Source organism: Synechococcus sp. CS-1328 (assembly GCF_025128095.1).
GTDB lineage: Bacteria > Cyanobacteriota > Cyanobacteriia > PCC-6307 > Cyanobiaceae > CBW1002.
Genome location: NZ_JAHLYT010000048.1, coordinates 40174 through 59120, shown reverse-complemented (window position 1 = coordinate 59120; position 18947 = coordinate 40174). Strand labels below are relative to the sequence as shown.

Below are 18947 nucleotides of genomic sequence, written 5' to 3'. Positions count from 1 at the left end.
TGCCGGGATCAGGACAGTGCCGCTGTAGACGGTGCCGCTGCTGACGGTGCACCTGCAGACGGAGCACCTGAAGACCGTGCCCCTGCAGCGGCATCCGCCAGCTGGCGTTCCATCTCCGCCACCCGGATGCGGGTGGCGATCACGGCATCGGGATTGAGGCTGATCGAATCGATGCCTTCGTCCACCAGGAAACGGGCGAATTCGGGGTAATCGCTCGGGGCCTGACCGCAGATGCCGATCTTGCGGCCGCAGCGCCGGGCGGTCTGGATCGCCAGGCGGATCATCGCCATCACGGCGGGATGGCGTTCGTCGAACAGATCGGCCACGAGGGCGGAATCGCGATCCAGGCCCAGAGTGAGCTGGGTGAGGTCGTTGGAGCCGATCGAGAAGCCATCAAACCGCTCGGCGAAGGCCTCGGCGGCGATCACATTGCTGGGCAGTTCGCACATCACATACACCTGCAGACCACCCTCGCCGCGCACCAGGCCGGAACGGGCCATTTCCGCCAGCACCCGATCCCCCTCCTCCGGTGTGCGGCAGAAGGGAATCATCGGAATCACGTTGGTGAGACCCATCCCCTCGCGCACCGCCTTGAGGGCCGTGCACTCCAGGGCAAAGGCCTCCCGGAACACGGGGCTGCAGTAGCGGGAGGCGCCGCGCCAGCCCAGCATCGGGTTCTCCTCCACGGGCTCGAAGGCCGAGCCCCCCAGCAGGCGCGCATATTCATTGCTCTTGAAATCGGAGAAGCGCAGGATCACCGGCCTGGGGAAGAAGGCGGCCGCGATCCGCCCCATGCCCTGGGCCAGCAGATCGACGTAGTAGTCGGCCGGATGGGCGTAGCCGCGCGTCAGCCGGGCGATCGCCTGCCGCTCGACCGGATCGCTCACCTGATCCGGCTGCAGCAGGGCCAGCGGATGGACCTTGATGTGATTGGCGATGATGAATTCCAGCCGGGCCAGGCCAACGCCATCGCAGGGAATCGCCGCCAGGTTGAAGGCCTCCTCGGGATTGCCCACGTTCATCAGGATCGCGGTGTCGGTGGCCGGCAGATGCCCCAGGGCCTGCTCATCCACGTGGAAGGGCAGGCTGCCGCGGTAGACATGCCCCACATCCCCCTCACAGCAGCTGATCGTGATCGCCTCCCCATCGGCGATACGGGTCGTGCCGTCTCCCGTTCCCACGATCGCCGTGATCCCCATCTCCCGGGCAATGATTGCCGCGTGGCAGGTGCGGCCGCCCTGGTCAGTCACCACGCCGCTGGCCCGCTTCAGGATCGGTTCCCAGTCGGGGTCGGTGCGCTCGGTCACGAGCAGATCCCCCTGCTCGAAGCGATCGATCTCGGAGGGATCACGGATCACCCGGGCCCGGCCACTGCTCACGGAGGAGCCGATCGCCCGACCGCGGCAGATCTGCTCAGCCTGATGGGGCGCCAGATGCCAGCTGCGCAGCACCGCCTCCTGACGGTGGGACTGCACGGTTTCAGGCCGGGCCTGGAGGATGAACAGCTCGCCGCTGAGGCCGTCCTTGGCCCATTCAATGTCCATCGGCGTGGGAGTGCCGCGCCGCTCGCTGTAGTGGCGCTCGATCACCACCGCCCAGCGGCTCAGGGTCAGCACCTCGGCATCGGTAAGGGCAAAGCGATCCCGCTCGGCTGCCGGCACGTCGACATTCCGCACCGTCTCACCGCCCTGGCCATAGACCATCCGGATCGCCTTGCTGCCGAGCCGCTTGCTCAGGATCGGCGCGAACCCCTGCTCCAGGGTGGGCTTGAAGATCAGGTACTCGTCTGGATTGACGGCCCCCTGCACCACGTTCTCGCCGAGGCCATAGGCGGCGGTGAGCAGCACCGCGTCCTTGAAGCCGGTCTCGGTGTCGATGCTGAACATCACCCCCGAACAGGCCAGATCGGAGCGCACCATGCGCTGCACGCCGATCGAGAGGGCCACCTCCAGGTGATCGAAGCCATTGAGCTGGCGGTAGGAGATCGCCCGATCGGTGAACAGGGAGGCGTAGCAGTGGCGGCAGGCCTCCAGCAGGGCCGCCTCCCCCTCGATGTGGAGATAGGTCTCCTGCTGACCGGCGAAGCTGGCATCCGGCAGGTCTTCGGCGGTGGCACTGGAGCGCACGGCCACGGCCACAGGCCCCTGATCACCAGCCAGGGCCCGGTAGGCCGCCGCGATCGCCTCGCACAGATCGGCCGGCAGGGTGGCGGCCAGCAGCAGCTGCCGCGCTGCCTTGCCGGCGGCCTGCAGTGCCGCAAGGTCGTTGGCGTCAAGCCCCCCCAGCAGCGCGGCCAGTGGAGCGCTGAGTCCGTTGGAGGCCAGAACGTGGCGGTAGGCCGCGGCGGTGATCGCGAAGCCGCCCGGCACCTTCACCCCGCGGGGGCCGAGCTGGCGGATCATTTCGCCGAGGGAGGCGTTCTTGCCGCCCACCTGAGCAATCGCCTCGATGCCCACCTGCTCGAAGGGCACCACCAGGCTCTCGGAACACGTCATCTGCGGCCACGGGCTGCTGAGCCAACTCTGACCATGAATCCGCAGCGGTGGTCATGACCGTTACCGTCCAGTGGCATGGGGGTTGGCCGGGCCGCCGTGCTTAGGGTGTTTCTTTGCACTGGCTGGCTGTCATGAGCATCGATCGCCCCAGGCTGCGCCCATTGGTGCGGCGCCGCTTTGCCGGTCTGGCCCTGGGCCTTCAGACCGCCCTGATCGCGGCAACCGGTGGCCTGGCTCTGACGGCCCCGATCCCAGCCCAGGCCATCCCCGAAGCGCAGGCGGTGAAGAAGCTGGCGGTGGTGCCGGTGTTCATCCTCACCAACGAGAAGGGCGCACCTCTGCCGATCCCTCGGGAGAAGACCCTGATCCTGCCGATGTATCTGGAGCGGGCCAAGGCCGACCAGGCTCTGGCGGATTTCAGCAAGGCCAATCCATCGATCAAGGCGCGGGTGGTGGCCCTGCCCATGAATGTGGCCAATGAGAAGATCACCGCCCTGAGCAAGGAGGTGAAGGACGGCCGCACGCTGATCGCACCGGTGATCCCCGCCGACGTCGATCGCCAGCAGGCCGTTCAGATTCTCAAACAGCAGGGGATGGCCGAGAAGGAGATCAATGAGGGCCTCAGCATCCCCGTGTTCTTCACCAAGCCATTCCTCACGGTGAAAACACCCGAGGGTCCGCGGGGTGTGTTCTTCCTCAGCTACGCGGATCTCCAGAAGGCTCTGACGGGTGTGCCCGACAAGGCAAAGCTCCAGATCCAGGCCGCCGACATGACCGCTGTGATGCGGGAGATCATCAAGGCCAAGGACGACTCCTACGTGTTCTTCCCCACCCGCGAGTACTTCAGGCTGGTGGAAGAGCAGAAGCGCAACGCCGCGGCTCCTGGCAGCAAGTGACCCCCACAGCCTGACGCCGGCAGGGAACCCTGGGATCCGTCAGGGATCCCCAGGGCTCTCGGTTTCGCAGGGCTGCTCCGATTCCGGAGACTGTTCCGGCAGAAGCTGGGCCAGCAGCCCGGCCCCGATCAGCACCCCTCCCAGGCTGAGGGCCAGACCGCGGTTGGCCGCCGCAGGCCCATCCAGCCAGACCCCTGCCGCCAGAAAGGCCCCGCCCAGCAGCAGGGTGGGAACAAGCACGATGCCCTTGGCGGTGCGGTTCAGGCTCATGGTGGAACGGCTCTGACGGTCTGTCTGGTCGGGACCAGTCTCAGACCGGACAGCCCTCAGGAGCAGCAGTGGCCTGCTCCGCCAGACCGGCGGCGATCAGGCCGGCATCCAGTTCGCCCGAGGAACCGATGCGGCGCACCCTGGCCTGCAGGCGACCTTGCTGCTGACCGAGGGGGCGCAGGTTCACCGCCGTGCGGCGCGGCAATTGCTGCCGCAACCAGGCCTGAGCGGCCTGCTGCTGCTCCGGCTCCACCTGGATGCAGGCCAACTCAACCTCGTAATTGCGATTGCCATCGCCCACCTGAAGCAAGGTGCCGCTGCGGACCTGCAACACATCGGCAGCGGCTGCAGCCGGCACCGCCACGCCGAGGAGTGGCACCATCATCAAGCCAAAGCTGACCAGGACAGTCAACAGCGCAAGGATGTTCAGAGCTTGGCTCCGCAGCTGGGGCAGTAGAGGTGGGCGCTGGAGGTGCTGGATCCGCAGGCGTTGCACTGGCGGGTGGTATCGATGGCCAGTTCGGGATGGCTGGGCAGACCGACCATCTGGGCATTGCTGGCACCGGGGGGAACCATCGGATAGCAGTTCTCGTTGCGCCGCACCCGCACATCGATGAAGGCAGGGCCTGGATGGGCCAGAGCTTCCTGCAACTTCAGATGAAGCTGTTCGCGCTCCGTGATCAGCACGCCGCGAACCCCGAAGGACTCGGCCAGGGCGACGAAGTCCGGCATGCCGCCGGTCATCTCGGAGGAGGAATATCGCTCGTCGTAGAAGCTTTCCTGCCACTGGCGCACCATGCCCTGCCAGCCGTTGTTGATCACGACCACCTTCACCGGCAGGTCGTACTGGCTGATCGTGCCAAGCTCCTGAATGTTCATCAGGATGCTGGCGTCGCCGGCCACACAGATCACCAGCGCCTGCGGGAAGGCGGTCTGCACGCCCATGGCGGCGGGCATGCCGAAGCCCATGGTGCCCAGGCCAGCCGAACTGATCCAGTGGCGCGGGCCGTTGTGGAGGAACTGGGCCGCCCACATCTGATGCTGGCCCACATCGGTGGTGACGTAGGCCTCGGGCGCCAGGTCCCGCAGGGCCACCATCACCTCCTGAGGTGCGATCTCGCCCTCGGGAGCGGGTACCACCAGGGGGTAGTGATGCTTCCAGGTGTCGATTCTCTCCAGCCAGGCCTGGGTGCGACCGGCCGAATCGTCGCCGCTGGACGCCGCCAGAAGCGCCTGCAGGGCCTGCTTCACATCCGCCACCACCGGCACCTCGGGCACCCGGTTCTTGCCCACCTCGGCGGCATCGATATCGATGTGGATCACCTGGGCCCGGGGGGCGAAGCTGTCCAGCCGGCCGGTGACGCGGTCGTCGAAGCGGGCCCCGACGGCGATCAGCAGATCGCACTCGGTCACAGCAAAGTTGGCGTAGGCGGTGCCATGCATGCCGAGCATGCCCACCGCCAGGGGGTGGGTCTCATCGAAGGCACCCTTGCCCATCAAGGTGGTGGTGACCGGCAGCCGGAAGCGCTCGGCCAGCTGATGGACCGCCGCGTGGGCGCCGCTGCTGATCGCGCCACCACCCACATACAGCAGGGGCCGGCGGGCCTGGTGGATCAGATCGAGGGCAGCGCGGATCGCCTCGGGCCGGGGCGCCGGCGGCAGCTGGTAGCCGGCCGGCTTGACCGAGCCTGGCTCCACCGGCACGTAGTCGAACTCCTCAACGCCCACATCCTTGGGCACATCGATCAGCACGGGCCCGGGCCGACCGGTGGCGGCGATCAGAAAGGCCTCGGCCACGATCCGGCCGATGTCGGCGGGGTCGCGCACCACCCAGGAGTGCTTCACGATCGGCAGGGTGATGCCGAAGATGTCGGTTTCCTGGAAGGCGTCGGTGCCGATCGAGGCCCGGGGCACCTGGCCGGTGATCACCACCATCGGCACCGAATCCATCTGGGCCGTGGCGATGCCGGTCACCAGGTTGGTGGCGCCGGGTCCGGAGGTGCCGAAACAGACCCCCACCCTGCCGGTCGCGCGGGCGTAGGCATCGGCGGCGTGGGTACCGCCCTGCTCATGCCGCACCAGAATGTGCTTCAGCCAGCCGCGGGCTTCGGCCTTGTGCAGCTCGTCGTAGATGGGCAGGATCGCGCCGCCCGGATACCCGAAAATATGGTCGACGCCATGGCGCCTGAGGGCATCCATCAGGGCGTAGGCCCCCGAGACCCGCAGCGGGGTCGCTCCGGCAACCGGCCCCACCACCTGGGCAGGCTCAGCGGAGGACGGGGTGACCGCGGCCTGGGCCGCCGGCGTAAGGGGCGTGAGCGTCACGGCTGCAGCGGGCCAGGCTTCTGGCCACTCTGATGGACTGGGTCAACCTTAAGCGTCGGGCCTGGAGTTGGGGCTCAGCGCGCCGCTCGGGCCGCCTGGCTGCGACGGCGGCTGTCGGCCATGGCCCTGAGGATCAGGGCAGGATCCAGCCAGCGACCCTGATGGCGGATGCCCCAGTGCAGATGGGGGCCAGTGGTGCGTCCGCTCATGCCCACGTGGCCGATCAGCTGGCCGGTTCGCACGGCCTGGCCTGGCCGCAGATGCACGGGCCCGCTGCGGTAGACGCCGCCGGCGCCGGATCCGGCCAGGTGGCAATACATGTGCTCATAGGCACCGGAGCGGATCACCAGGCCCACACCGCAGCCGCCATCCTGGATCACATCAAGCACAACGCCGCCCCACCAGCTGTGGATCCCTGAGCCCAGGGGTGCGGCGATGTCGAGGCCGTAGTGGGGCTCGCTCCAGCCGCCGGAGCGCACCCGCAGGCCAAAATGGCTGGTGTAGCCCGAAAAGCTGGCCACGGGAAAGGCTCCCTGCTGCCAGCGGGTCAGGTTGCTGGCCCCCGCAGGACGATCCACCGCCGCGCTGATCCACAGGCCCGCGAGCAGAGCACCGCTCAGGACACGGCGAGCCATGACGGGCCAGCGCCCGGAACCGGCGGCGGCTCGGCAGAACGGCTTAGAGCAGACCAATGGCATGGAGCGGACCCCGACCACTGAGCAACTCCAGCAGGAAAGCGGAAAAGCCCACCATGGCCAGCCGGCCGTTCCACACCTCCGAACTGTTGTTCCAGCCCCAGGCCCACTTGTCCTGGGGATAGAGCTTCACCTTGGTGGAGAGGGCCGCCGCCTGATCGAGGTTCACCTCCGGCCCCGCCATCGACTGCTGCACCAGATCCGCCAGACCCGAGATAAAGGTGGGATCGATATCCAGGGCCGGAACCCGGCGGAAGTTGGTGATGCCCACTTCGGTGGCGATCTCGCGGTATTCGATGTCGATCTCCTCGAGGGTTTCGATGTGCTCGCTCACGAAGCTGATCGGCACCACCACCAGGTCTTTGACCCCCTGCTCCCCCAGCTCGTGCAGGGCTTCGTCGGTGTAAGGCTTCAGCCATTCGACCGGCCCGACCCGGCTCTGATAAGCCAGGGTGAAGGGATTGCCGTGGCCCAGCCGCTCGGCCAGGCGATCCATGATCAGGTCCGCGCAGGCCTCGATTTCCCGCTGATAGGGATCACCGGCCTCCTCGACATAGCTCTTCGGAACACCATGGGCGCTGAAGAACACATGGGCGCTGGCGGGATCGGGGCAGGCCAGCACCTGGCGTTCGATCAGGCCGGCCATGGCATTCACATAGCCAGGGTGGTCGTAATAGCTGCGGATGCAGCGGATCGGCAGGTGGGCGAAATCCGGATCGCTCTGGCGCAGCCGCTGCAGCTCGCGAAAGCTGGAGCCACTGGTGCTGATCGAGAAGTGGGGGTAGAGGGGCAACACCACCACTTCGTGGATGCCATCCGCCTTCATATCCGACACGGCGGATTCGGTGAAGGGATGCCAGTAGCGCATTGCCACGTAGGTGGTGGCCTCCAGGCCCCGCTGGCGCAGGACGCTCTGCAGTTCGCGGGCCTGCTGTTCGGTGATGCGGCGCAGGGGGGAGCCACCACCGATCGAGCGGTAGGCCTCCCGGGATTTGCCACTGCGCAGGGTGCTGATCAGCCAGGCCAGGGGCTTCTGCAGCGCCGGCGTCGGGAGGCGAATGATCTCCGGGTCAGCAAAGAGGTTGTAGAGAAACGGCCCTACATCCTGAATCCGCTCCGGTCCACCCAGGTTGAGCAGAACCACGCCCACCTTGCCGCGCCCCTGGGCAGTGCCGGCATCCAGTCCGGTGCCTACGCCCGTGCTGGTCTCGACCGGGCTGCTGTCGACCTGAGTCATGCCCGGCGAAAAGCGGAGAAAGACGGGATTGAGCGTAACGCTGTCCCTTTGCCCCTGGTGTCGCGGCGGTTGGATCGGTAAGTTCAGCGCCCGCCACCGCAGGACCAGCCGTGGATCCCGCCCTGCAGGAGCGCATCCTCCGCCGCAACGCCCTGATGGCCAGCAGCGGCATCGCCCTGCGCCTGGAGGCCCGCGGCCAGAGGATCGGCCTGCGGGGACCACTGCCCTGCCGCCATGGTGGCGGCATGCGGGTGCAGCGGATCAGCCTTGGGCTGCCCCTCAGCGAGGCCGGGCTGGAGCAGGCCGAGCAGCAGTTGCGGCAGGTGGTGCAGGAGCTGCAGCACCAGCGTTTCCGCTGGGAGAGCTGGAGCCGAGCCGGCGGGGATCGCCCCAGCCAGGCAGCCCCGCTGCGATCCGTCCGCACCGGGGCCAAGGCCAGTGTGCGGTCGATCGGAGGTGGCCAGACAACCGCCGCTGCCACCGGTCGGACCATGACATCCAGGCGCAGCGCCACGTCGCAGCAGGAGAGAGCACGACCCCGCAGACAAAGCCAGTCCCAGCCCAGCAACGCCAACAGCCGCACCAGCGCCAGCCAGATCGCCGCACCGATCACCACAGCGACGATCGGGGGGATGGAAGCCCTGATCGAAGACTTCGAAACGGCCTTCTTCAGCGATCCGAAGCGGCGGCGCAGTCCCGCCGGCAGTCGCACCACCTGGAGCAGCGCTTACCAGCCGTACCTGCGGCGACTGGCGGCCCAGTGCGGCAGCGGCGGCGCTTCCTCAGGCCCGAGGTGCGGCCTGGATGCAGTCCTGCTCGAGCAGGTGCTGGAGAGCTACGCCCCCACCAGCCGCAGCCGCCAGCAGTGCGGCACCGCCCTGGCCGCCTTGGCACGGCACCTGGAACTGGACCTGCCGGCGGACTGGACCGAGCGGGCCGCCGGCTACGGCCTCCACACCGCCCAGTTCCGCCATCTCCCCAGTGACACGGAGGTGCAGCAGTGGGTCGAGCGGATTCCCAATCCGGGCTGGCGCCTGGCCTACGGCCTGATGGCCACCTACGGGCTGCGCAACCACGAGGTGTTCTTCTGCGATCTCTCGGCCCTGGCCCCCGGCGGTGATCAGGTGCTGCGGGTGCTGCCCACCAGCAAGACCGGCGAGCACCAGGTGTGGCCCTTCCAGCCCGACTGGGTCGAGCGCTTCGGGCTGGAGCGGCTCGTGCTCGAGCCGGAGGCCATGCCGACGGTCTGCACCGACCTGCGCCGCACCACCCTGCAGCAGGTGGGTCGGCGGGTGGCCGAGCAGTTCCGCCGCTATGACCTGCCGCTCACCCCCTACGACCTGCGCCATGCCTGGGCGGTGCGCACGATCCACATCGGTCTGCCCGACACGGTGGCAGCGCGGATGATGGGCCACTCGGTGGCGATCCACACCCGCACCTATCACCACTGGATCACCCGGCGCGATCAGCAGCAGGCGGTGGATGCGGCCCTGGCCCGCAGCCGCTACGGCCAGCAGGCTGCCTGATCCAGTCCGCCTGATCCGGACCGCCTGATTCAGACCGCCGCCGCCTTCCGCCAGAGTGGCCCCAGTCCTGCGGTCCCACGACCAGCGCATGAGCGATCCGGCAGCCTCCTCGACGACGCCCGATGCGAACAGCCTCGATCAGGTGGCCGCCGAGCTGGGCCCAGGCGGCGACCTGGCCCCCGAAGCCGACCAGGAGTCCTACCGCCGCCGCATGGCCCGCCGCCAGGAGGTGCAGCGGCAGCGCGTCGGCGAGCGCAACCTCGAAAAGGGGCTGGTGCTGGTGTTCACCGGCGACGGCAAGGGCAAGACCACCGCGGCGCTGGGGCTGGTGCTGCGCACCCTCGGCCACGGCGAGCAGGTGGCGGTGGTGCAGTTCATCAAGGGCGGCTGGCAGCCCGGCGAGGCCAAGGCCCTGCAGCTGTTCGGCGAGGCCCTGGCCTGGCACGCCCTGGGAGAAGGCTTCACCTGGGAGACCCAGGACCGGGAGCGCGACCGTCAACTGGTGCAATTGGCCTGGCAGCGCTCCCTCACCTACCTGGCGGACGGGGGCCGCAAGCTGGTGGTGCTGGATGAGGTGAACGTCGCCCTCAAGCTCGGTTACCTCTCGATCGAGCAGGTGATCGAGGGCCTCGCCCAGCGGCCGCCGCTCACCCACGTGGCCCTGACGGGCCGGGGGGCGCCGCCGGCACTGCTGGAGCGGGCCGACCTGGTCACGGAGATGAAGCTGGTGCGCCACCCCTTCCGTGAGCAGGGGGTGAAGGCCCAGGCGGGCATCGAGTTCTGAGCCTGTTTCCCTCGGGTGCCCGAGGTCAGCCCAGGTCCTGCTGCAGCGGCGTCAGTGCATGCAGCAGCACCGACAGACCGCTCACCAGCACGGCGCGATGCACCTCCGGTTCACTCCAGAAACCCGGCTGATCGCTGCCCCGCTCCAGGGCTGAGAGGGTGAGCCGGGCCAGCACAGCGCTGGAGCGCGGTGCCTGGGGATCGCTGGCCATCGGGCACGGGGCGAAGGACGGAGCCGCGGACCGCTGGGGCCTTATGGAACCACCATCAGCCTGGGGCCTTCCTTGGTGAGGGGTTGGCATGGTTGCTACGGTGCGGGCGATTGTGGATGTCGATGGCCTACAAGCGCGTCCTCCTGAAGCTCAGCGGCGAGGCGCTGATGGGCGACCAGGGTTATGGCATCGATCCCGCCATCGTTCAGTCGATCGCCAGGGATGTGGCCGAGGTGGTGGCCAGTGGCACGGAGCTGGCCATCGTGGTGGGCGGCGGCAACATCTTCCGGGGCCTCAAAGGCTCCGCCGCCGGCATGGACCGGGCCACGGCCGACTACGTGGGCATGCTCGCCACCGTGATGAATGCCATCACCCTGCAGGACGGCCTTGAGCAGGCCGGCATCCCGACCCGGGTGCAGAGCGCCATTTCGATGCAGGAGGTGGCGGAGCCTTACATCCGTCGCCGCGCCATCCGCCACCTTGAAAAGGGCCGGGTGGTGATCTTCGGGGCCGGCTGCGGCAATCCCTTCTTCACCACCGACACCACCGCCGCCCTGCGGGCCGCCGAAATCAATGCCGACGTGGTGTTCAAGGCCACCAAGGTGGACGGCGTCTACGACAAGGATCCGGCCAAGCACCCTGATGCGGTGCGCTACGACACGCTCACCTTCCTGGAGGTGCTCAGCGGCGAACTGGAGGTGATGGACAGCACCGCGATCGCGCTGTGCAAGGACAATGCCATCCCGATCGTGGTGTTTGACCTGTTCGGTGCGGGCAACATCGGGCGGGCCGTTTCAGGCCAGTCGATCGGAACCCGTATCGTTCCCTCGCGTTGACCTCTGCGCTGAGCACCACTGCGCGTTGACCACTGCGCGCTGAGCACCACGGCGTGACCATCGCGCCGTTTCGATTGCGTCCCTTCTGCGTCATCCCGTCATGGATCTCGAAGCCAGCATGCGCAAGTCGCTGGAATCCACCCAGCGCACCTTCAACACCATCCGCACCGGCCGGGCCAATCCCTCCCTGCTCGACAAGATCAGCGTGGAGTACTACGGCGCCGAGACGTCGCTGAAATCGCTGGCCACGATCACTACCCCCGATTCGCAGACGATCCAGATTCAGCCCTTCGACGGCGGCTCGATCAGCCTGATCGAAAAGGCGATCGCCATGAGTGATCTAGGGCTCACCCCCAACAACGACGGCAAATCGATCCGCATCAACATCCCACCCCTCACCGAGGATCGGCGCAAGGAATTCTGCAAGCTCGCCTCCAAATACGCCGAGGAAGGCAAGGTGGCCCTGCGCAACATCCGCCGCGACGGCATTGATCGGATCAAGAAACAGGAGAAGGACGGCGAGTTCTCCGAGGATCAGAGCCGCGACGAGCAGGACAAGGTGCAGAAGCTCACCGACCGCTTCATCAGCGAGCTTGAAAAGCATCTGACCACCAAAGAAGCCGAAATTCTCAAGGTCTGAGGGCAGATGCTTTGACCCGTGATGCCGAGGTGATCGTGCTGGGGGCCGGCGCCGCCGGCGCTGCCGCCGCCTTCCATCTCAGCCATGCCGGCCGGCGGGTGCTGCTGCTGGAACGCCAGAGCTGGCCGCGGCCCAAGGCCTGCGGTGGCGGCATGGCCGCATCGGTGCAGCGCTGGTTCCCCTTCGATCTCAGCCCGGCGGTGGACCGGGTGATCCGCCAGGTGCGCTTCACCTGGAATCTGGAGGATCCAGTCACGGCCGAGCTCCCCGGCGAAGCGCCGTTCTGGATCGTGCGCCGCCAGCGGCTTGATCAGTACCTGGTGGAGCAGGCTGTGGCGGCAGGCTGCACCCTGGAGAGCCCCTGGAGTGCGAGCGACGTGAGCCGCCATGGCTCCCTCTGGCAGGTGCGCAGCGACGACGGTCGCCTTGCCCGGGCGAAGGCTCTGGTGATTGCCGATGGCTCCACCTCCGCCTTCAGCGCACCGCTGGGGCTGGGTCCGGCCCGGCCCCGCTTTGCCACCACCCTGGCCGCCGAGGTGGATCAAACCCCCGAAACCACGCTCAACGATGGAACGGCCCGTGTCGATGACACCGCCCATTTCGAGTTCGGCCTGGTGCACCACGGCTTCTGCTGGGCCTTTCCCCGCCAGGGGGGCATGAGCCTGGGGGTGGGCACCTTCATCGGCCGCGATCCGGCCGACCATGCGGCCGTGCTGGGGCGGATGCTGCCCAGCCTCGGCTATGCCGCCACGGCCGGCGAGCGCCGCGGTGCCCCGTTGCGCGTCTGGGACGGCCACCACCGCCTGCATGGCGACGGGGGGGTGATCGCCGTGGGGGATGCGGCCTCGCTCTGCGATCCATTCCTGGCGGAGGGGCTGCGACCGGCCCTGATGAGCGGCAGCAGCGGCGCTGCCTGTCTGGAGCGCTGGTTGGCGGGCGACGCCAAGGCTCTCGGGACCTACACCAGCCAGATGCGTGCCGACTGGGGCGAATCGATGGCCTGGGGCCGGCGCATCGCCCAGGTGTTCTATCGCTTCCCGCGGGTGGGCTATCAGCTGGGGATCAAGCGTCCCACCGCGCCGCAGCGGATCGCCCAGATCCTTTCAGGATCGATGGGCTACGGCGACATCGCCCAACGGGTGATCCGCAGGTTGCTGCTGCAACAGGGCTGAAACAGACCTGAAACAGGGCTGACCCGTCCGGCACAGAACATCGTCTGCAGTCCAGAGCCTCTGCAGTCCAGAGCCTCGAAAGCGCCAGGATCCATCGCCAGGAATCGCCAGGACTGCGGGCGTGATCAGGGCTTGATGCAATCCTTGAGGTGTCGCAGCCGCTGATCGATCGAGCCGAGCAGCTCGATGGCGAACATGGGGGATTCCTGCACCGCAAACAGGAACTTCTCGCGGTTCATCACCAGAAGCCTGCAGGGGGTGAGTGCCCGGGCATTGCCATAGCGGCGGTGGTCGTGGGTGACGAGCGCGCCGGCGCCGAACACATCGCCGGCCTCAATCTGCTCGTGGCCGGTGTCCCCATGCCAGCTGAGCTGCACCGTGCCCTCCAGCACGCCGAACATGCAGTCGCCGGATTCGCCGGAGCGGAAGATCAGCTCACCCTGGGGCACGGAAACCACCTCGCCGGTGCTGGCCAGGGCGCGCATCGTATCCAGGGCATTCACAGCGACAGCAGGCAGAGTGGACTTCACAGTGTCGCCGATGCGGGGCCCGCTCCGGTTAACGGCGCCTCAAGGACGGGGATCAGAGCCGTCGCAGGACTTGGATCCCTCAGCGGCTCAGGGCGAGCGGAGCCCCAAGTCCGCCGCGCACATCCTCAGGGGCAAGGCGGCCATCACGATCGGTGTCGAGGGCATCGAACACCGCATCGCTGCCCAGCCACTCCTCGCGGGTGATGCAACCGTCGCCATCGAGATCGTTGAGCAGGAAGATCTCCTGCACCGCATGGGTGAAGGCGGCTCCGCCCTCCAACACCGCCAGTCGGTGGGCCAGCTGGGCCTCCAGGGTCTCGATCGCCTTGGAGAAGCCGCGGATCCCCTCATCCAGCTTGTCGGTGGCCATGGGATCTTCGGCCAGCATGGTGCGGAACCCCGACTCATCCAGGCTGATGCGCGGCTCGCTCGGCGCCGGATCGCTGCCGTTGAGCTTGCGGGGCAACTCGGCCTGGGTGCTGCGCAGCTGATCCAGCAGGGCCGGCGAGATCGTCAGCAGATCACACCCAGCCAGCTCGAGGATCTCGTCGAGGTTGCGGAAGCTGGCTCCCATCACCTCGGTGTGGTAGCCGTAGGTCTTGAAGTAATTGAAGATCCGCGTCACCGACACCACACCGGGATCCTCGGCACCGGGGTAGTGATCGCGGCCTGTGGATTTCTTGTACCAATCCAGAATCCGCCCCACGAAGGGAGAGATCAACGTCACACCGGCCTCCGCCGCTGCCACGGCCTGGGCGAAGCCGAACAGCAGGGTGAGATTGCAGTGGATGCCGTCCTTCTCCAGCCGTTCAGCCGCCTTGATGCCCTCCCAGGTGGAGGCGATCTTGATCAGCACCCGTTCGCGGCCCACTCCCGCCTGCTCATAGAGGCCGATCAGTTTGTAGGCCTTGGCCACCGTGGCCTCGGTGTCGTAGCTGAGGCGGGCATCCACTTCCGTGGACACACGGCCAGGCACGATCTTCAGAATCTCCTTGCCGAAGGTGACGCAGATCTCGTCGAGGGCTTCGTTCACCACCTCCTCGGCCGGAGCCTCCGCACCGATCACAGCCCGCGATTCCTGCAGCGAGCGGTCGATCAGGTTCTGGTAGGTGGAGATCTGGGCCGCCGCCAGGATCAACGAGGGGTTGGTGGTGGCATCCCGCGGTGTGAACTGCCGTATCGCATCGATGTCGCCGGTATCGGCGACCACCACCGTCATGGCGGCGAGTTGATCCAGGAGATTGGCCATCGGCTGTCGTCCGTTCCCGGAAGGCTAGCCAGGCCCCTGCCAGCGGCCTGAGCCGCTTGTGGGAATGGCCACAGGCCTGGTCGCCCCGATCCCAGGGCCCTCAGGCGGCGGGTCTGGGGGTTGGAGCGGCGGCCGCAGCCGGCTTGCTGGGGGGGATCTTCTCGAGCACCAGCAGGGCCTCCATGATCTGGCGCGACACCGGCAGGGCCACGGTGGAGCCATACGCGTTTTCGCCCTGGGGTTCATCCACCACCACCAGCACGGCAAAGCGGGGATCCTCGATGGGCAGCACCGAGACAAAGCTGCAGATCCGGGCCCCCGGGATGTAGACGCCATTGAGGGCCTTCTGGGCCGTGCCCGTCTTGCCGCCGATGCGATAGGCGGCGAGCTTGGCCCCCTTGCCGCTGCCCTTCTCCACGACCGATTCCATCCAGCCAAGCACGACCCTGGTCACAGCCGGATCGAGCAGTTGCACGCCGGAGGGCGCCGGTGGGCTGGCCAGGGCATCACCGGAACGGAGACCGCGGGTGATGTGGGGGCTCACCAGCCGGCCGCCATTGGCGAGCATGGCGTGCATCTGCAGCAGTTTGAGGGGGGTGAGCGAGAACCCCTGACCGAAGGCCGCCACGGCCGGCTCGATCGGATGGGAGACGAACTGCTGGCGATCCTTGAGCTGGCCGGCCACCGCTCCGGGCAGATCCGTGTCGGGCACCGCATCGATGCCGAGCGTATGCAGCCAGTGCCAGAAGCGATCGCGCTTCACCCGTGCCATGGCCTTCACCATCCCCACGTTGCTCGACACCTGCAGCACGGTGGGGAAATCGATCAGCCCGTTGGCCCGCTTGTCGTGGTTGAAGATCGGCCAGCCGCCGATCGAGAGGGAACCGGTGTCGTTGACTCGGCCGTTGGGGTCAATCGCCTTCTCCTGCAGGGCCAGGGCGAGGTTGATCGGCTTGAAGGTGGAACCGGGTTCATAGAGATCCTGCACCGACCACTCGCGGAACAGGCCAGGGTTGTACTGCCAGAATTTGTTGGGGTCGTAGGTGGGCGTGGAGGCAAGAGCGAGCAGTTCGCCGTTGCGCACGTCCATCACCAGGGCCACACCCCGCTTCGCCTTCCACTGCTTCACCTGCTTGCTGAGGGCCTGCTGGGCCACCTGCTGCAGACGGGCATCGAGGGTGAGCTGAAGGCGCAGGTCGTCGCCGTAGAGCACGCCGGCCTGCAAGCCCTCCGGCAAGGGGGTGCCATCGGCGCCGCGGCGCATGCGCAGCACCGACTCATGGCGCTTGAGATCCCGGTCGCGGCTCTGCTCCAGCCCCGCCTGAGGCACCCTCTCCAGGTTGAGGAAGCCCACCACGTTGGCGAACAGGGAGCCCTGGGGATAGAGGCGCTGGGGATAGGCCTCGAGATCCAGGCCACTGATGCCCAGCTCCCGCACCCGTTCAGCCGTGTCGGGGTCAAGGTCGGTGGCCAGCTTGACGCCGCTGCGGCGGCCGCCGATCCGGCCCTTCAAGGTGGCGGGAGGAAGGGCCAGCACCGGGGCCAGCAGCTCGACCACATCGGCGGCAGGCCTGAGCTTCTGGGGCTCATCGCCCGGCAGGTTGAAATAGCGGGGATGAGCCCAGAGGGTGTAACGCTCCTCATCGAGGGCCACGAGGCGCCCGGAACGATCGACGATGGTGCGGCGCTTACCGATCGGCACCTGGGCGTGAGTCTGGATCGCCCGGGCCTTGGCCTGCAACGTGGGAGCCTGCACCACCTGCAGCCAGGCCAGACGCACGGCCAAGCCACTCAGGCCTGCCGCCAGGATCAGGTAGACGGCCAGCAGCCGCGCCGGAGAGATCGGATGCAGATCGACCACCCGACCCGGGGGGCGGCGGCGCGGGCGGAGATCGGTCGAAGATGCCGCCATGGAAAGGATCGACGCTGCAGAGACCGGTGAACCGGAAGGTCAGTAGCCAGGCGGGATGCGATCGATCTGGATGCTGGCCAACAGTGGCAGACCCCGCTGCCCGACTTCTGCCTGTGGTGCCGGCAGATAGACCAGTTTCTCACTGCTGGTGGGTTCGACCAGGCCGGGCGTGCGAGCCACCCCGAGATGATGCTGCTCCAGCACGGCGGTAGCTTCCTGGAGGCGATGCTCCAGCACCTGGGAGGTCTCCAGTTCCTGGTAACTACGGGCCCAGTTTGACTGCCAATAAAGGGTGAGAGCACTGAGGCCCAGCATGGCAAGGCCCAGACCGACCAGAGCTCCGTCGCTGGCGCGGTGCAGGCCGGCCAGCCAGGGGGACCGGCGGGCGATCCGGGTCGGCGAGAGCGACCCCTGGATCAGCTCGAGGGATCGACGGACCGGGGCTCGCCGCGAGGGTTGAGGGGGGGAGACGGAGGCGAGCAAGGCCTGGTTGGAATCTGCGCAAGTGAACCATTGAACAGGGGCGCTCGCAAGGTGTGGCGGCGCCATCCGCGAATCGGCACAGCCCAGCCCGCTCCGGGCTCAGCCCCCGAGCAACAGCAGGTTGGAGAAGGTGAGGGCATTCCAGAGGCCATGCATCAGCACGCAGGCCCCGAGGCGACCGCTGCGCAACCGCAGCCAGCCCAGCCCCAGACCCAGCACAAACAACGGCGCCAGCTCGCCCAGGCTGAGATGGGCCAGGGCGAAGAGGGCCGCACTGCCTAGTACGGCGCCCGTATCACCGAAACGCCGCGCCAGGACCGGCAGCAGCACGCCTCGGAACAGGGTCTCCTCGAACAGGGGTGCCAGCACCATGGCCGTAACGGCAAAACAGAGCAGCGCCGCAGAGTTGCCGCTGGTGAGCACCAGCTCCAGCAGAGGATTGCTGCCGCTGGGGTCACTCCAGATCCACTGCAGGATCCAGCCGGTCAGCGCCACCACCGGCAACACCATCACCAGGTGGGAGGTCGCCCAGCCGAGGCTGAGGCGGAGCGGCCGCCAGCGCCACTGCAGCCAGCCCCCTTCCGGCATGGGCCCCAGCCCAGCCAACAGGACAGCGAGCAGGGTCAGGGGGGCGGCCATCAGCCCCAGGTAGAGCCCGAACACCTGCAGCCCCTGGCCCAAAGCCAGATCCAGCCCGAGCGCGGCGACTGCAGAACTGAGCAGCGGGCCGAGCAACAGGGGTGTGAGCACTTCACCGAGCAGCACGAAACCACCGGCGATCAGCAGGGTCACATCCACACCGGAGAGGGTGGGGCCCTGCAAGGGGGGAAGGGGCGCCTGGCGACCACGCCAGCTCAGCCACAGCTGCCGCACCAGCAGAGCCAGTCCAAGCAGCAGCAGCAGAGCGGGCAGCAGATTGATGCCGACCAGCCGCCAGAGAGCTCCCCGGGCGGCTCCGGCCTCGAGGCATCGCAGCGGCCGTTCCCCGGCATCAACGCTGAGCTGCTCGCAGCCCAGGCGCCGCAACAGCGGCGAGGGTGACCAGGGCTCCAGCAGAGTGGCGATCCGGTCGTCGGGTGTCAGGGCGGCCAGCAGGGCGGGATCGACGACCGCCGGAGCCGTAGCCGGAGCCAGAGCCGTAGCACTGGCCGCCGGCTTCTCAACGGACCGGGAGGGGGAGGGAGCCCCCAGCAGAGCATCGAGCAGGGGCCGCCGGGAGGGGGGAAGCTCGGCGCTTGCGCGCAAATCCTGCAGCAACACCCGGGCCTGGGCGTCGTCGCCGCGGCGACGTTCGAGCAGGGCCCACTGCAGCCGCTGCGGCGGGGCGTTCAGTCCAGCCGCGTCGCCATCGAGGCGTTCCAGCTCCTTGCGCAGCGCTTCCAGCGGGTCGGCCCCCACCAGCAGGGGCTGCAACGGAGCAGGAACCGCCGGGGCCGCCAGGGCCGCCAGCTCCAGCTGGCGCAGATCGAGGGCGGTGGCCACCGACGGCCGCTGCAGGCTGTCGAGCAGGCCGTTGAACCAGACCAGGGCACTCAGAGCCAGGCTGAGGAAGGCCAGGGCGGGCTTCCAGGTTGCGGAGGACGGAGCCATGCAGTGCGCCGGTGGCCCTGGGATTCTGGGCTGCAGCGGCAGCACGCTCCCCCGGGACCCGGCTCCCGACCCCTCCCATACGATGGCCGCACCTGC

Annotated in this window: 18 protein-coding genes; 6 read left to right on the top strand and 12 right to left on the bottom strand. The window is 67.8% G+C overall.

What is annotated here, in order from left to right:
- Positions 1-8: 8 nt before the first annotated feature.
- Complete coding sequence (gene ppsA / locus KQ310_RS08425) at positions 9-2495, bottom strand: phosphoenolpyruvate synthase (protein WP_259721311.1); 2487 nt, start codon at positions 2493-2495, stop codon at positions 9-11.
- A gap of 131 nt (positions 2496-2626) precedes the next feature.
- Here ppsA and KQ310_RS08420 point away from each other — a divergent pair, with 131 nt between their 5' ends.
- Positions 2627-3391, top strand: a complete 765-nt coding sequence (locus KQ310_RS08420) for a Tic22 family protein (protein WP_259721310.1) — start codon at positions 2627-2629, stop codon at positions 3389-3391.
- Between the two features lie 39 nt (positions 3392-3430).
- Here KQ310_RS08420 and KQ310_RS08415 read toward each other — a convergent pair whose 3' ends face one another.
- From KQ310_RS08415 to hemH, 5 genes are all read right to left on the bottom strand, one after another.
- Positions 3431-3661: a GIVxVP protein gene (locus KQ310_RS08415; protein ID WP_259721309.1), complete on the bottom strand. Its 231-nt coding sequence runs from the start codon at positions 3659-3661 to the stop codon at positions 3431-3433.
- A 40-nt stretch (positions 3662-3701) separates the two neighbouring features.
- Entirely contained in the window at positions 3702-4046 is a 345-nt protein-coding gene (locus tag KQ310_RS08410; protein WP_259721308.1) for a nuclease, read from the bottom strand.
- Positions 4047-4087: 41 nt separating this feature from the next.
- Complete coding sequence (gene ilvB, locus KQ310_RS08405; protein WP_399238024.1) at positions 4088-5860, bottom strand: biosynthetic-type acetolactate synthase large subunit; 1773 nt, start codon at positions 5858-5860, stop codon at positions 4088-4090.
- Positions 5861-6060: 200 nt separating this feature from the next.
- On the bottom strand, positions 6061-6621 hold the full coding sequence (locus KQ310_RS08400) for a M23 family metallopeptidase (protein WP_259721307.1): 561 nt from the start codon (positions 6619-6621) through the stop codon (positions 6061-6063).
- Positions 6622-6664: 43 nt separating this feature from the next.
- Entirely contained in the window at positions 6665-7918 is a 1254-nt protein-coding gene (gene hemH / locus KQ310_RS08395) for a ferrochelatase (protein WP_259721306.1), read from the bottom strand.
- A 110-nt stretch (positions 7919-8028) separates the two neighbouring features.
- On the opposite strand from hemH, the gene KQ310_RS08390 reads away from it, so the two are divergent.
- Together KQ310_RS08390 and cobO are read left to right on the top strand one after the other, a co-directional pair.
- Positions 8029-9444, top strand: a complete 1416-nt coding sequence (locus tag KQ310_RS08390; RefSeq protein WP_259721305.1) for a site-specific integrase — start codon at positions 8029-8031, stop codon at positions 9442-9444.
- Positions 9445-9532: 88 nt separating this feature from the next.
- Positions 9533-10228: a cob(I)yrinic acid a,c-diamide adenosyltransferase gene (gene cobO, locus KQ310_RS08385; protein ID WP_259721304.1), complete on the top strand. Its 696-nt coding sequence runs from the start codon at positions 9533-9535 to the stop codon at positions 10226-10228.
- 25 nt (positions 10229-10253) lie between these two features.
- Here cobO and KQ310_RS08380 read toward each other — a convergent pair whose 3' ends face one another.
- A complete protein-coding gene (locus tag KQ310_RS08380; RefSeq protein ID WP_259721303.1) occupies positions 10254-10439 on the bottom strand; it encodes a hypothetical protein in 186 nt (61 codons plus the stop codon).
- A gap of 122 nt (positions 10440-10561) precedes the next feature.
- Between KQ310_RS08380 and pyrH the strand changes: the two genes are divergently transcribed.
- The 3 genes from pyrH (at position 10562) to KQ310_RS08365 (ending at position 13087) form a co-directional block, all read left to right on the top strand.
- Positions 10562-11275, top strand: a complete 714-nt coding sequence (gene pyrH, locus KQ310_RS08375; RefSeq protein WP_259721302.1) for a UMP kinase — start codon at positions 10562-10564, stop codon at positions 11273-11275.
- Between the two features lie 100 nt (positions 11276-11375).
- Positions 11376-11915: a ribosome recycling factor gene (gene frr / locus KQ310_RS08370; protein WP_259721301.1), complete on the top strand. Its 540-nt coding sequence runs from the start codon at positions 11376-11378 to the stop codon at positions 11913-11915.
- A gap of 11 nt (positions 11916-11926) precedes the next feature.
- Entirely contained in the window at positions 11927-13087 is a 1161-nt protein-coding gene (locus tag KQ310_RS08365; RefSeq protein WP_259721300.1) for a geranylgeranyl reductase family protein, read from the top strand.
- Between the two features lie 125 nt (positions 13088-13212).
- Here the strand turns inward: KQ310_RS08365 and KQ310_RS08360 are convergent, their stop codons facing one another.
- From KQ310_RS08360 to KQ310_RS08340, 5 genes are all read right to left on the bottom strand, one after another.
- Entirely contained in the window at positions 13213-13590 is a 378-nt protein-coding gene (locus tag KQ310_RS08360) for a Crp/Fnr family transcriptional regulator (RefSeq protein WP_259721299.1), read from the bottom strand.
- 106 nt (positions 13591-13696) lie between these two features.
- A complete protein-coding gene (locus KQ310_RS08355) occupies positions 13697-14866 on the bottom strand; it encodes a transaldolase (RefSeq protein ID WP_259721298.1) in 1170 nt (389 codons plus the stop codon).
- Between the two features lie 100 nt (positions 14867-14966).
- Entirely contained in the window at positions 14967-16778 is a 1812-nt protein-coding gene (locus KQ310_RS08350) for a penicillin-binding protein 2 (RefSeq protein WP_259721297.1), read from the bottom strand.
- A gap of 39 nt (positions 16779-16817) precedes the next feature.
- Entirely contained in the window at positions 16818-17261 is a 444-nt protein-coding gene (locus tag KQ310_RS08345; RefSeq protein WP_259721296.1) for a hypothetical protein, read from the bottom strand.
- Positions 17262-17360: 99 nt separating this feature from the next.
- Positions 17361-18851: a CPBP family intramembrane glutamic endopeptidase gene (locus KQ310_RS08340; RefSeq protein WP_259721295.1), complete on the bottom strand. Its 1491-nt coding sequence runs from the start codon at positions 18849-18851 to the stop codon at positions 17361-17363.
- Between the last annotated feature and the right edge of the window lie 96 nt (positions 18852-18947).